The sequence below is a fragment of the Comamonadaceae bacterium M7527 genome, assembly GCA_021044545.1.
In the GTDB taxonomy this organism is placed as follows: domain Bacteria; phylum Pseudomonadota; class Gammaproteobacteria; order Burkholderiales; family Burkholderiaceae_C; genus RS62.
The window spans coordinates 1,602,632-1,616,950 of record CP087990.1 but is presented as its reverse complement, the minus strand read 5'-3'; the positions used below and the strand labels follow the sequence as shown (position 1 = coordinate 1,616,950).

Sequence of the window (14,319 nt, the reverse complement as noted above, 5' to 3'; positions counted from 1 at the left end):
GATTAATGACTGGTGCCCAAGTAGGCGCTGATCACGTCTTCGTTGGCGCGTACTGCTTCGGGTGTGCCGTCGCCAATTTTTTTGCCGTAGTCCAGCACGACCACGCGGTCTGAAATGTCCATCACCACGCTCATGTCGTGCTCAATGAGCACGATGGTGGTGCCAAATTCGTCGTTCACATCCAGGATAAAGCGCGACATGTCTTGCTTTTCTTCCAGGTTCATGCCGGCCATGGGCTCGTCCAGCAGCAGCACTTGCGGCTCCATGGCCAGGGCACGGCCCAAATCAACACGCTTTTGCAAACCGTATGGCAGTTGACCGACCGGTGTTTTGCGAAACGCCTGGATTTCCAGAAAGTCAATGATTTGTTCAACAAATTCGCGGTGTTCGGCCTCTTCACGTGCAGCCGGGCCAATGCGCAGGGCTTGCAGCAAGATGTTGCTTTTCATGCGCAGGTTGCGCCCGGTCATGATGTTGTCAATAACGCTCATGCCTTTGAACAAGGCCAGGTTTTGAAAGGTGCGCGCAATGCCCATTTCTGCCACTTGGCGGCTGTTCATGTGTTTGAAGGTTTGACCTTTAAACGAGATGCTGCCTTCTTGCGGCTGGTACACGCCGTTGATGCAGTTGAGCATGGAGCTTTTGCCCGCACCGTTGGGGCCAATGATGGGCGCGCACTTCGTGCTCGCGCACATCAAACGAAATGTCTGTCAGTGCGTTAACGCCGCCAAAGCGCAAACTGATGTTGTTGACATCAAGAATGACGTCGCCTATTTGTCGTTTAGCCATGTTGAGTGTTGTCGCTGTATGGGTTGTTGTGTAGGTTGCTAAGGCTTGCGCGTTGGGGTTGCCAATTAAGCCGCCGTTTTCACGGGCGCAAAGATTTGAGTGTCTGCAATCTTGAGTGTGGCGCTGACACTGCCTGCACGGCCGTCTTCAAACTTCACTTCTGTGTTGATGAACTGCTCGGTCTTGCCGCCGTACAGCGCATCAACCAGCTCAGAGAACTTCTCGGCAATAAAGCCGCGGCGTACTTTGTTGGTGCGTGTGAGTTCGCCGTCGTCTGCGTCCAGCTCTTTGTGCAACACCAGAAAGCGGTGAATTTGCGAGCCTGCCAGCATCTCGTCGCGGCTGAGGTCGGCGTTTACCTGCTCAACGCAGTTCTTGATGAGCTCGTAGACAGCAGGCTTTTGCGCCAAGTCGGTATAGCCTGCATACGGCAGATTTTGGCGCTCGGCCCAATTGCCCACTGCGTCAAAGTCAATGTTGATCATCACGCACACGCGTTCGCGCTGGTCGCCATAGGCCACGGCTTCTTTGATGAATGAGAAAAACTTCAGCTTGTTCTCAACGTATTTGGGCGCAAACATGGCGCCGTCAAACGCACCGCCCTTGATGCGGCCCACGTCTTTGACACGGTCAATGATTTTGAGGTGACCGTCTGCATCCAAGAAGCCCGCGTCACTGGTGTGGTACCAGCCGTCTTCAGACAACACTTCGGCTGTGGCCTTGGGGTTTTTGTAGTATTCCTTGAGCAAGCCGGGTGACTTCACCAAGATTTCGCCGTTATCTGCCAGTTTGATTTCAACGCCGTCACAAGGCACGCCCACGGTGTCGGCTTTGGCTTGGTGGTCAGGCTGCAAGCATACAAACACGGCGGTCTCGGTAGAGCCGTACAGCTGTTTGATGTTGACACCAATGGAGCGGTAAAAACTGAACAAGTCAGGACCAATGGCCTCACCAGCGGTGTAGGCCACGCGCACGCGGCTCATGCCCAGGTTGTTACGCAGCGGCCCGTACACCATGATGTCGCCCAGGCCGTATAGCAAGTTGTCTAGCAAGCCAACGGGTTTGCCATCCATTTTGCTGGGACCAATGCGCTTGGCCACATCCATGAAATAGTGGAACATGCTGCGCTTGAAGCCGCCCGCATCTTCCATGCGAATCATCACGCTGGTGAGCAAGCCTTCAAATACGCGCGGCGGCGCAAAGTAGTAGCTGGGGCCCACTTCCTTAAGGTCAATTGATACAGTGGCGGCGGACTCTGGGCAATTCACCACATAACCCACGGCCAGCCACTGGGCGTAGCTGAAAATGTTTTGACCAATCCATGCGGGGGGCAAGTAGGCCAATACCTCGTCATCTGGCTTGAGCTTGTCAAAGGCGGCGCCTACTGCCGCACGGTCCAACAGGCTCAAGTGGGTGTGCACCACGCCTTTGGGGTTGCCTGTGGTGCCAGAGGTAAAAAACATGGCGGCCACGTCTGCTGGCTGTACTTTGGCTGCCTCGCTGCGCACAAAATTAGGGTTGCTGGCGTTAAACGCGCGACCGGCCTCTATAAGCTGGTCAATGGCAGACAGACCTGGTTCTTCATAGTTGCGCAGGCCACGTGGGTCGTCAAAGTAAATGTGACTTAGTTGCGGGCACTGCTCGCGAATCTCCAGCATTTTGTCGACTTGCTCTTGGTCTTCTACCACTGCAAAGCGCATGTCGGCGTTGTTGATGGGGAATACGCACTCAGCGCCAGCTGCGTCTTGGTACAGCGGCACGGGAATGGCGCCCAAGCTCTGCGTGGCCAGCATGGTGGCGTACAAGCGCGGACGGTTAGAGCCCACTACCACCACATGTTCCCCGCGCTGCAAGCCTGCAACATGCAAGCCAGCAGCGATGTTGTTAACCAAGGCGGCCATGTCTGCCCACGAGATGGCCTGCCAAATGCCAAACGCTTTCTCACGCATGGCCGGCGCGGTGGGTCGCGTTTTGGCGTGGTGAGCAAGAAGGCTGACAAAGGTGTGTTGCATGTAGGTGTCTCCGTTGGCTTGGCGCCACGATGCGTGGTATTTACGACTGATACTAGACAAGCATTTGACGTTTAGCTGTCGGTTCGACGACAATCACAGGGTCATCCCTGCTAGGACATTCCCTAGACTTACACCAAATACCGCGTACTTTGTCGCCATGCCGTCAATTGAGACCCTCAGAAACAGCGCCAGAAGCTTGTCCGATGACGAGTTTGAGCAGATTGCGTGGCTTAAAGAGCTCAGCGCTGACGAGCGTGCCTACGTGCGCAACGAGATGCTGGTGACTGTGGCCCAGCCAGGTGACTACGTGGTGCGTATAGGCAAACCCGTGACCTATTGGTTTGGCCTCATAGACGGGTTGTTAAAAATGAGCAACGACGACAGCCGAGGCTCTGCCATTACGTTTACGGGTGTGGCCCCCGGTGGCTGGTTTGGCGAGGGCACCGTGCTCAAGCGTGAGATTTACCGCTACAACATCCAGGCGCTTCGCACCAGCCGTGTGGCGGGTATTTCAGTGGACATGTTTCACTGGCTCATCGCCCATTCCTTGGGCTTTAACCGCTTTGTGATGTACCAACTCAACGAGCGTTTGGGCCAGTTCATTGCGGCCAGAGAAATTGACCGCCTAAACGACCCAGACTTGCGCGTGGCCAGAAACCTTGCGTCCATGTTTGACCCCAAGCTATACCCCGGTGTGGCGCAAATGTTGCGCATTACGCAGCAAGAGCTGGCGTATTTGGTGGGCCTGTCGCGCCAGCGCGTGAATGAAGCCCTTAAAGTGTTGTCCGCTAAAGGTTGGATCAGCGTAGAGTACGGCGGCTTGCGGGTGCTAGACCTGGACGCATTGCGCTTTGGCGAGCTGAACTAGGCGGGCGCTAAAAGCCCATTGTTTACTGTGATTTTTATTTTTAACGTTGAGAAACGCCCACTATGACTGATCAATCATCTGATTCAAACGACGCACGCAAGCCTACGCTGCGTGCTGCTGGCAAACGCGACAACTTTGGTGCTGCCCCGCGCAAGCCCGCACGTGGTAATGCGCCGCTGGCGCGGTTTGTCAAGCGCGAGCCCAGCGCCTACGAGCTAGAGGTGCGACAAGCTGCAAGCACCGCCATGCAAAAGCTGGAGCGTGCCGCAGCCCGTCCAGAGCCAGAGTCGCAGCCGCCTAGGTACGGTCATGAGCGCCAAGACTACCGCCCAAGCGACAACCGTGGTGGCCAGCGAGAGCCGCACTACGAACGCCAAAGCTCTTGGGAGCGGCGCGACGAGGCACCCAGACGCGCGCCCTCGCCTGGGTATGAGCCCAATTACCAGCCTAGGCGTGATCAGCGTTTTGAGCCCCGCCATGACATGGGAGGCGACAGCCGTGATCGCGCCGCGCCGCGCGTCCAGCCCACAGGCGACTCCTCAGCGGCCAGGGCCTTGTCGGCCTTGGCCAATGCGCGGCCCAGCAACTACAGGCCCTCAGAGGACCCCACGCGCCAGCACCGCTACGAGCGTTCAAACGACCGCGTCGATAACCGACGCGATAACGGTTTTGGCGATAGGTTCAGCGACAGGCCACGAGACGGCTACGAGCGCCGCACCGCTTCTGAAGGTGGTGAGCGTGGCTACCGAGACCAAGCGCCCAGATTTGATGACAGGCGTTCAGCGCCCAGGGACGAACGCCGCTTTGAGGCGCGAGACGATGGGCGTTTTGATGACAGACGAGAGGCCTTCCGTGATGCGCCGCCCAGGCGCGACCGTGCACCGAGTCGCGACGGCTACGGTGCGCGCGACAACATGCAGGCACCGGCGCGCGCCAACCGCCATGAGGCAGCCGCAGCGCACAAGCCTGCGCACTTGGGACCTAAAACCGACGCCGAGAAAGCAGGCGGCGTACGCCTTAACAAGCGCTTGGCTGAGTTGGGTATGTGCTCACGCCGCGAGGGCGATGCCTGGATTGAAAAGGGTTGGGTGTTGGTGAACGGCGAAGTGGCTGCTATGGGCCAGACCGTATTTGAGGTCGACAACATCGAAGTGGCTGATGCTGCGCAAGCCGAGCAAGCGCAACAAGTCACCATATTGCTGCACAAGCCTGTGGGCTACGTCAGCGGCTTGCCAGAAGACGGCCACGACAGTGCCGCCACCTTGATTGGTCCTCAGTCGCAATGGGTGCAAGACCCCGTGCGCACCCGGTTTCAGGCGCGCTTCACGCGTGGCTTGGCACCAGCGGGGCGTTTGGACATTGACTCTACTGGCTTGATTGTGTTCACCCAAAACGGCCTGGTCGCGCGTCAACTGATTGGCGAAAACTCCGACGTTGAAAAAGAGTATCTGGTGCGCGTGCACTGGGTGGGCGACAACCCACATGCTGACTCTGAGGTGGTGGAAACCGATGTGGAGTCCGTATTCCCGCCAGATCGTTTGAGCTTGTTGCGTGAAGGCTTGTCGCTAGACGGCCAAGCCTTGCGCCCAGCGCAGGTGTCATGGCAAAACCCCGAGCAATTGCGTTTTGTGCTTAAAGAGGGCAAGAAGCGCCAAATTCGCCGAATGTGTGAGCAAGTCGGCTTGAAAGTCGTGGGCTTGAAGCGCATTCGCATTGGCACCGTGGTGCTGGGCAACTTGCCAGTGGGTCAGTGGCGGTTTCTGGCCCCCACTGAGCGTTTCTCTAACTAAAGGGCAGGGTGGGCGCCACAAGCGTCGGTACAATCAAGGTTTTAAGTAAAAACCCTGGGAGTCTCGATAATGAAAGAAGGCGTAAAAGTACCGGACGTCGTGTTTAAAACACGTGTTCGCGATGAGTCAATTGGCGGTGACAACCCCTACCGTTGGCAAGATATGACCACAGCAGACTACTTCGGTGGCAAGCGTGTGGTGGTGTTTTCGTTGCCCGGCGCGTTCACGCCCACCTGCTCAACATTCCAGGTGCCAGGTTTTGAAAGCAACTACGACGCTATCAAGGCCATGGGCGTGGACGAGATTTACTGCGTGTCAGTCAACGACGCATTTGTGATGAACAAATGGGGCGTCGACCAAAAGCTGGCCAAGCTCAAGTTGATTCCAGACGGCTCAGGCCGCTTCACGCGCCAAATGGGCATGTTGGTAGACAAGGACAACGTTGGCTTTGGCATGCGCTCATGGCGCTACGCCATGGTTGTCAAAGACGGCGTGATCGAAAAGCTGTTTGAAGAGCCGGGCCGCTGTGACAACTTTGGTGATGACCCCTACGGCGAAACATCACCCGAGACTGTGATGGCGTACTTGAAGTCGTTGTAAAAGCGCAGACTGACAGTCTTGAAGGCCCGCCGTGTGCGGGCTTTTTTACGCTCCTCTTCATTACACCCCTCTTGAAATCACCTGCTTTGGCACCCACATACGCCACTATCCGCAACTTTGACTCTGCACTGCACATGACCAAACAAACCCACGCCTTTCAAGCCGAAGTAGCCCAATTGCTGCATTTGGTAACCCACTCGCTGTATTCCAACCCTGACATTTTCGTGCGCGAGTTGGTCTCTAACGCTTCAGACGCCTGCGACAAGTTGCGTTTTGAGGCGCTCAATGCGCCAGAGCTGTTCGAGGATGCAGCAGAGTTGGATATTCGTGTGTCGTTCGACAAAGAGGCCAAGACCATCACCATTGCCGATAACGGCATAGGCTTGTCTGAAGCCGAGGCCATTGACAACCTGGGCACGATTGCCAAAAGCGGTACCAAAGATTTTGTCAGCAAGCTGTCTGGCGACCAGAAAAAAGACTCTCAACTCATTGGCCAGTTTGGCGTGGGCTTTTACTCCGGCTACATCGTGGCCCACACAATCACCGTAGAGTCTCGCCGAGCCGGAGCGCCCAAAGACCAAGGCATACGCTGGGTCAGCGGCGGAACCGGTGAGTTTGAGGTGGAAGCCATCACGCGCGAGGCGCGCGGCACAAGCATTACGCTGCACTTGCGCGAAGATGCGCTGGACTACCTCAATCACTACAAACTCAAGTCTGTCATCGAGCGCTACTCAGACCACATCAGCTTGCCCATATTGATGCTGAAAGAAGAGTGGGACAAGGACAAAGGCCAGTACGTTCAAACCGGTGAGTGGGAAGCCGTGAACTCCGCCAGCGCCTTGTGGACGCGTGCCAAAAAAGACATCTCTGACGAGCAGTACCAAGACTTTTATAAAAACATCAGCCATGACCACGACAACCCCCTGGCGTGGAGCCACAACCGCGTAGAAGGCAGCACCGAGTACACACAGCTGTTGTACGTGCCAGCCAAGGCGCGCCAGGACTTGTGGAGCCGCGACACCAAGGCCGGCATCAAGCTGTACGTAAAGCGCGTGTTCATTACCGACGATGCAGACACACTGATGCCCACGTACTTGCGCTTTGTGCAAGGCGTGGTGGATAGCGCTGATTTGCCACTAAACGTAAGCCGTGAGCTGCTGCAAGAGAGTCGCGACATGAAAGCCATACGCGAGGGCAATACCCGCCGCGTGTTGTCTATGCTGGAAGACCTGGCCAAAAAATCAGCCGCGCCAACCGACGATGCTTCAGACGTTACCGACGTCACGGCCAAAGAAGACGGCGACGCAGCCCAGCCAAGCGCTGACACCTACAACGCCTTTTACGCTGAGTTTGGTGCTGTGCTAAAAGAAGGCTTGGGCGAAGACTTTGCCAATCGCGACAAAATCGCCAAGCTGCTGCGCTTTGCCTCCAGCCAAACCGATACTGTGTCGGTCAGCTTTGCAGACTACAAAGCCCGTATGAAAGAAGGCCAGGAGGCCATCTACTACATCACCGCAGACAGCCAAGCCGCTGCCAAAAACAGCCCGCAGTTGGAAGTGTTCAAGAAAAAAGGCATTGAAGTCTTGCTCATGACCGACCGCGTAGACGAATGGGCCTTGTCCTTTTTGCCAGAGTTTGACGGCACACCGCTGCAAAGCGTGGCCAAAGGCGCGGTTGATCTGGGCAAGCTGCAAGATGAAGACGAGAAAAAAGCCGCTGAAACCGCAGCCGAGTCCTTCAAGCCCATGCTGGACAAGCTAAAGGCCGCATTAGAAGGCAAAGCCAAAGACGTGCGCGTGACCACCCGCCTGGTAGACAGCCCCGCCTGTTTGGTGGTGGACGATGGTGAGTACTCTACGCAACTGGCCCGCATGCTGAAACAAGCCGGTCAACAGGCGCCAGACATCAAACCAGTGCTGGAAGTGAACGCTGAGCATCCCTTGGTTAAAAAGCTGGAAGGCAGCGCGTCGTTTGATGACCTGGCGCACATCCTGTTTGATCAGGCGTTGCTGGCCGAGGGCGGCTTGCCTGAAGATCCGGCCAGCTATGTGCGACGTGTGAATACGTTGTTGGTGTAACAGGCGGCTCAACAGTGTGCGTATGCGCAGGTAAGCTGCGCACCGCACCGCACCCAGACGCAGCACGCCTGCGTGCACAACAGTTCAGGATCACTCTGTCGCTAACTGGGTCGTGCGCTTGTACCTCGCCAGTGCGTCAGTTGCCTGCGCCTGCGTTTGCGCAATTGAGTCACGCATGCTTTGCGGCAACTGCGCACTCAAGCGCTCGTGCGCATCTGATAAGTCGTGGTGAATGGTGGCGCTGCCGTCTACAAACGTCACCAAGTGGTTGCCAGCAAAAGCCCGCCAGTGTTCATTGGCTGTCAGCGGCACTGTCACGATAACGGCCGCGCGGTCTTCGGGTTTGTTGAGCTCTGCGAAGTTCACGCTCAAGTCGTCGTCCATGAGCTTTGCTTTGGCGAATGGGTATTCGCGCACCAAGTAATGCAGGTGTGTGGAGCAATGCGCCCACATGGCGTCTCCGTTGCTCAGCACAAAGTTAAAGGTGCCGTGGTGGCTGATTTGGGGTATCAAGTCCTTGAGCGTGAGCGTGAGTTCTTCAACGCTTGGTACGCCCGCATGTGACTTGGCAATTTCCTGCATAAGCCAGCAAAACGCCCGTTCACTGTCTGTGGTGCCTATGGGTCTGAACTGACCGTGCAAGCTAGGGGCGTAGTTTTTGAGGTCGCCGTTGTGGGCAAACACCCAGTTGCGCCCCCACAGTTCGCGCACAAACGGGTGTGCGTTTTCTAGACTGACTTCACCTTGAGTGGCTTTACGAACGTGGGCCACTATGTTTTTGCTTTTTATCGGGTAGCGGCGAATCAGCTCGGCGACGGGTGATGTAAAGGCGCTTTCATGGTCTACAAAGTGGCGCAAGCCCTTGCCTTCAAAAAACGCAATGCCCCAGCCGTCAGCGTGTTCGTCTGTACGCCCACCGCGTTGGCAAAAGCCAGTAAAGCTGAATGTGGCGTCTGTTGGGGTTTTGCAGTTAAGCGCGAGCAGCTGGCACATTTATGACTAAAGCACGTAGGAGTAACGAAACACCTATTGTGCGCTAGGACTGACCCTGCACACAACGCTGACATATGCAGGCTTTTCGTTGCGCTTCTGTGGGCACTTGGTCCAGCAAGTTGTCTGAGAAGTCAAAACCCACACACCAGCACGGTGGTGCGTTTTGGGGCTCGGTGTTGGGTGCTGCGTTGGCCATGGCGCAGGCGTTGGGTTCACCACAAATGGGGCAGTAGCGGGGGTCAAATAAAGTGCTCATGGGCAGCAGTGTGGCCCAAAGACAAAGGGCACACAACTGTTGCCAGTGGTGTGCCCTTGCTCGCTACAGCGTTGAGCTGTTGGCGTTGGTGCTTAAGAGGCCTTGACCTTCAGGCGCCACGCGTGCAGCAGTGGCTCTGTGTAGCCTGCTGGCTGCTCCAGGCCCTTGAACACCAGGTCGCAAGCGGCTTGGTAGGCGGCGCTGGTGTCAAAGTTGCCTGCCATGGGCTGGTAGCTGGCATCGTTTGCGTTTTGGCCGTCCACCACCGCGGCCATGCGTTGCATGGTTTCCGTGATTTGGGCCTTGCTCACCACACCGTGCAGCAGCCAGTTGGCCATGTGTTGGCTGGAAATACGCAAGGTCGCGCGGTCTTCCATGAGGCCGACGTTGTGAATGTCCGGCACCTTGGAACAGCCTACGCCTTGGTCAACCCAGCGCACCACGTAGCCCAGGATACCTTGCGCGTTGTTGTCCAGCTCTTGCTGCTTATCGGCATCGCTCCAGTTGGTATCTGGCGCCACAGGTATTTGCAGCAAGCCGTTCAGCAGCTTGGCACGTTCCGCTTCTGCGTCCACGGCTTCCAGCTCTTGCTGCACTTGTGCCACGCTCACTTGTTGGTAATGCAAAGCGTGCAAGGTGGCTGCTGTTGGGCTAGGCACCCAGGCGGTGTTGGCACCCGACTTGGGATGGCCGATTTTTTGCTCAAGCATGGCAGCCATCAGGTCTGGCATGGCCCACATGCCTTTGCCAATTTGCGCGCGTCCGCGCAAGCCGCAGCTCAGGCCCACCAGTACGTTGTTGCGCTCGTAAGCGCCAATCCAAGTGCTGGTCTTCATGTCGCCTTTGCGCAGCATGGCGCCAGCGCGCATGGCGGTGTGCATCTCGTCGCCGGTGCGGTCTAGGAAGCCAGTGTTGATAAACGCTACCCGGTCAGCGGCGGCGGCAATACAGGCCTTGAGGTTTACGCTGGTGCGACGCTCTTCGTCCATGATGCCCAGCTTGACCGTGGCTTTGTCTAGTCCCAACACGGCTTCAACGCGCTCAAACAACTCGCATGCAAAAGCCACTTCTTCAGGGCCGTGCATTTTGGGCTTGACGATGTAGACAGAGCCCTTGCGGGAGTTGCGAATGCCTGCCGTGCCCTTGCCGTGAATGTCCACCAATGAGATGGCCACGGTGATCATGGCGTCCATGATGCCTTCTGGAATCTCCTGGCCGTCGCCCCACAAAATGGCGGGGTTGGTCATGAGGTGGCCCACATTGCGCACAAACAACAGTGAGCGGCCATGCAGCGTCAAGGCTTTGCCGTTGGGTGCTGTGTATTCACGGTCTGGGTTCAGGCCGCGTGTGAATGACTTGCCGCCCTTGGACACATTTTCTGTGAGCGTGCCTTGCAAAATACCAAGCCAGTTGGTGTAGGCCAAGACCTTGTCGTCGGCGTCCACTGCGGCCACCGAGTCTTCCAAGTCCAAAATGGTGGACAGCGCAGACTCCATCACCACGTCTGCCACGCCAGCGGCGTCTGTGGCGCCAATAGTGGTGCTTCGGTCTATGCGAATGTCCAGGTGGTTGCCATTGTTTTTCAGCAGCACGCTGCTGGGTGCAGCGCTATCACCCTGGTAGCCAGCAAACTTTTCCGGCTGCGCCAAGCCCGTGGTGCTGCCGTCTTTCAAGGTCACTTGCAATGCGCCGTCAACCACGGCGTAGCCGGTGCTGTCCGCGTGTGAGCCTGTGGCCAGGGGCGCGCTTTGGTCTAGTACCTGGCGTGCGTAGGCGATCACTTTGGCGCCGCGCACCTCGTTGTAGCCAGGGCCTTTGGCCGCGCCACCGTCTTCAGAAATAACGTCTGTGCCGTACAGCGCGTCGTACAGCGAGCCCCAACGCGCGTTGGCCGCGTTCAGTGCGTAGCGCGCATTCAAGATAGGCACCACCAGTTGCGGGCCTGCCTGAATAGCCAATTCGTCGTCCACGTTGGTGGTGGTAGCTTTGGCGTTGGCGGGGTGCTCAGCCAGGTAGCCAATGCTTTTCAAAAAGTCTTGGTAAGCGGCCATGTTGGTAATGGGGCCGGGGTTGGCCGCGTGCCATTGGTCTAGCTCCACTTGCAGTGCGTCGCGCTTGTTCAACAAGGCTTTGTTTTTCGCACCCAGGTCCGAGACCAGCGCAGAAAAGCCGCTCCAGAAAGCATCGCTTGCCAGGCCAGTGGCAGGCAAGACTTGCTGTTCAATAAAGTTGTATAGGCTGTTGGCCACTTGCAAGCCGTGAACCGTGGTACGTTGTGTCATGTGAATGTTCCCTTTTCGGATGGTTGGTATTTAGTGAGTGGTGGTAAAGAGCTCAAGCACGTCGCTCAAGCTGTTGGCAATGTGTGCGGGCTGCGGGCCCAGTGTCTCAAAAGGTAGGCCCTGGCGATTGAGCCACAGCGTTTGAAAGCCGTACCAGGTCGCCCCCAAGGCGTCCCAGCCGTTGCTGGATACAAACAAAATGTCTTGCGCTTGCAAGCCCAGGGCTTGCGGGCCCAGTGCGTACACACTGGGGTGGGTTTTGTATTGTTTCACGCTGTCTGCGCTCAGCACATGGTTTAGCAAACCGTTGAGGCCAGCGCTGCTGATGGCCACCTCTAGCATTGCTGGGTCGCCATTACTCAAAATGCCAGTGGGTATGCCCTTGGCTTTGAGGGCCTGTAGAACGGCTTTGTTTTCGGGAAACGCTGATAGGGCGCGGTATTGATTCATCAGGCGCTGTTCTGACTCGCTGTCTAAGTGCAGGCCCAGTTTGACGCAGGCATACGCAGTGCGTCTCGAGTAACGTCCCAGAACGGTTTGTAAAACGGCGCGTTGGTTTGCCCGCCTGCTGTGGTGCTGGTGATGAGCAAGCGCGTGTATTCAATTTGCTTGTCGCGCCATAAGGTGGCGATGCCAGTGCCGTGGCCAGGAAACAGCTGCTCGGCCAACAAGCCCACGCTGTACACGTCGAACAAGGTGCCATAGGCGTCAAACAACACCGCTTTGGGCGGGATAGACGCGGATGTCGTGTGCGAGAAGCTCATGCCATGACTGTATTGCAAACTTGAGCAAGCATTAATTCACGAAATAATGAACAATTCATGACTTATATGAACATAATGTGGTCATGGATAAGCTCAAACAACTAGAGACATTTGTGGCTGTCACCCTGCGTGGCAGCCTGACAGCTGCGGCCAACGCTGAGGGCGTGGCCCCAGCCGTCATTGGCAGGCGTCTGGACGCCCTGGAGGCGCGATTGGGTGTGAAGCTGATGATGCGCACCACGCGGCGCATTACGCTCACCCATGAGGGCAGCGCCTTTTTAGAGGACTGCCAGCGTTTGCTCACAGACCTGGCCAATGCCGAAGCCAGCGTCAGTGCCGGCGGCGTGAAAGCCAGCGGCCATTTGCGCATTACCGCGCCTGCCGGTTTTGGCCGCGCTTACGTGGCGACCCTGGTGCCACAGTTTAGAGAGCTACACCCCGACGTCACCATGACGCTGAATTTGAGCGACCGCGTGGTGGATATCGCCGGTGAGGGCTTTGACTGCGCCGTGCGCGTGGGTAACATGCCAGACTCCAGCTTGGTCAGTGTGCGCTTGGCCGACAACCGCCGTTTGTGCGTGGCTACTCCGGGCTACCTCAAAACCCATGGCCGCCCGCGCACGCCGCAAGACTTGTCGCGGTTTGACTGCCTGACGCTGTCGTCAGACGCTTCACAAACCCGCGGCTGGGCGTTTCAAGTGCCGGTAGCCGGCAGTGACAGCGACACCGAGGTGGTTCACCTCAAGCCAGGAGGCCCACTGGACTGCTCAGACGGTCAAGTGCTGCACGAATGGTGCTTGGCCGGCTGGGGCATTGCATGGCGCAGCACCTGGGAGGTGGAGGCAGACTTGGCCGCCGGCCGCCTGGTAACAGTGCTGGACGAATTTGCCGCACCGCCCAACGGCATATTCGCCGTGTTTCCGCAGCGCAAACACTTGGCACTGCGTGTGCGCTTGTGGATTGACTTTTTAAAGCACCACTACGCGCAGCCTGAATTTTGGAAAAGCGCTGCCAACTAACCAGCTGCAGCTAAGACGGATGGCGCCATTAGTAGTAGCTTGGCGCTGATGCTTGAAGGCAAACTGGCCACTATCGCCAGCGAGCGTTAAAACAGAGTGCCCGAATAACCTGCTACAACAAGCTGGCCAGTAGCCAAACTGCTGTGCCCCACATCATGAGTGCCACCAGGCCGTCTAGCCAGTGCCACACATTGGCATTGCCAATGCGCCGCCCTACCCAGTAAACCGCCAAGCCCAGACCGCAAAACCAGACCAGCGAGCCTGTAGCCGCGCCGGCGCCAAATACCAAGCCGCCGGTTTGGCCGTAGGCCAGTGAAGCCGTGCCAATGATGACGGCTGTATCAAGCCACGCATGTGGGTTTAAAAACGAAAACGCCAAAGCCGACAGCACAGCTTTCTTGCGCGTAAACATTTGATGGTTGGCACTGGTGCCTGTGTCACCAATTGCGCCTTCTATGGGGCTACCGCCAGCGCTAGGGCGTAAAAAGCGTTGGGCAGCTTGCCAGCCATAAAACAATAAAAACAAGGCGCCAGCGCCCACCATGGCGCCAGTGAGCTTGTCGCTCAAGCCGCCCAAGTGAGCCAAGCCCAGCACGCCAGTGGCAATCAATATGACGTCCGCAAGGGCGCAGGTCAGTATGGTTAAGCCAATGTGCTGACGCATCAAGCCCATGCGCATGACGTGCACGTTTTGTGGGCCCAGTGCCATGATGGTCGCCAGGCTCAGCGCGACGCCAGCGCCGAAAGTGCCAGACATGCCGGCGGGAATTGCAATAGATGAGAGAGACATGTGTGGGTAGCCGTTGATGCCCAGGGCGGGCTCTGGTTTGAAGGTGTGGCCAGAGTATGCCTACAAATAGCATTAAAT

General features: G+C 57.1%; 10 protein-coding genes and 2 pseudogenes. 5 read left to right on the top strand and 7 right to left on the bottom strand.

The features are described from left to right. Positions 1-2: 2 nt before the first annotated feature. Positions 3-789 (bottom strand): annotated as a pseudogene (locus LN050_07875) (ABC transporter ATP-binding protein). A gap of 65 nt (positions 790-854) precedes the next feature. After that, positions 855-2,801: an AMP-binding protein gene (locus tag LN050_07870; protein UFS55718.1), complete on the bottom strand. Its 1,947-nt coding sequence runs from the start codon at positions 2,799-2,801 to the stop codon at positions 855-857. Positions 2,802-2,958: 157 nt separating this feature from the next. Here LN050_07870 and LN050_07865 point away from each other — a divergent pair, with 157 nt between their 5' ends. From LN050_07865 to htpG, 4 genes are all read left to right on the top strand, one after another. Next, a complete protein-coding gene (locus tag LN050_07865) occupies positions 2,959-3,669 on the top strand; it encodes a Crp/Fnr family transcriptional regulator (protein UFS55717.1) in 711 nt (236 codons plus the stop codon). Positions 3,670-3,731: 62 nt separating this feature from the next. After that, positions 3,732-5,459 carry a pseudouridine synthase gene (locus LN050_07860; GenBank protein ID UFS55716.1) on the top strand — a complete coding sequence of 576 codons (1,728 nt, stop codon included), beginning with the start codon at positions 3,732-3,734 and terminating at the stop codon, positions 5,457-5,459. 69 nt (positions 5,460-5,528) lie between these two features. Further along, positions 5,529-6,059: a peroxiredoxin gene (locus LN050_07855; GenBank protein ID UFS55715.1), complete on the top strand. Its 531-nt coding sequence runs from the start codon at positions 5,529-5,531 to the stop codon at positions 6,057-6,059. 134 nt (positions 6,060-6,193) lie between these two features. Next, positions 6,194-8,137, top strand: a complete 1,944-nt coding sequence (gene htpG, locus LN050_07850; protein UFS55714.1) for a molecular chaperone HtpG — start codon at positions 6,194-6,196, stop codon at positions 8,135-8,137. Positions 8,138-8,227: 90 nt separating this feature from the next. Here htpG and LN050_07845 read toward each other — a convergent pair whose 3' ends face one another. The 4 genes and pseudogenes from LN050_07845 to LN050_07830 all read right to left on the bottom strand — a co-directional run bounded on the left by LN050_07845 (position 8,228) and on the right by LN050_07830 (position 12,432). Next, on the bottom strand, positions 8,228-9,130 hold the full coding sequence (locus tag LN050_07845; GenBank protein ID UFS55713.1) for a class II glutamine amidotransferase: 903 nt from the start codon (positions 9,128-9,130) through the stop codon (positions 8,228-8,230). Between the two features lie 43 nt (positions 9,131-9,173). Beyond that, positions 9,174-9,386, bottom strand: coding sequence for a cysteine-rich CWC family protein (locus LN050_07840; protein UFS55712.1), 213 nt, complete (start codon positions 9,384-9,386; stop codon positions 9,174-9,176). 92 nt (positions 9,387-9,478) lie between these two features. Beyond that, positions 9,479-11,668: a malate synthase G gene (locus LN050_07835; protein UFS55711.1), complete on the bottom strand. Its 2,190-nt coding sequence runs from the start codon at positions 11,666-11,668 to the stop codon at positions 9,479-9,481. Positions 11,669-11,698: 30 nt separating this feature from the next. Continuing rightward, positions 11,699-12,432 (bottom strand): annotated as a pseudogene (locus LN050_07830) (haloacid dehalogenase type II). 83 nt (positions 12,433-12,515) lie between these two features. Here LN050_07830 and LN050_07825 point away from each other — a divergent pair. After that, entirely contained in the window at positions 12,516-13,451 is a 936-nt protein-coding gene (locus LN050_07825; protein UFS55710.1) for a LysR family transcriptional regulator, read from the top strand. 112 nt (positions 13,452-13,563) lie between these two features. Here LN050_07825 and LN050_07820 read toward each other — a convergent pair whose 3' ends face one another. Then, positions 13,564-14,241 (bottom strand): LysE family transporter, encoded by a 678-nt coding sequence (locus LN050_07820; GenBank protein UFS55709.1) that lies wholly within the window; start codon positions 14,239-14,241, stop codon positions 13,564-13,566. Positions 14,242-14,319 lie beyond the last annotated feature (78 nt).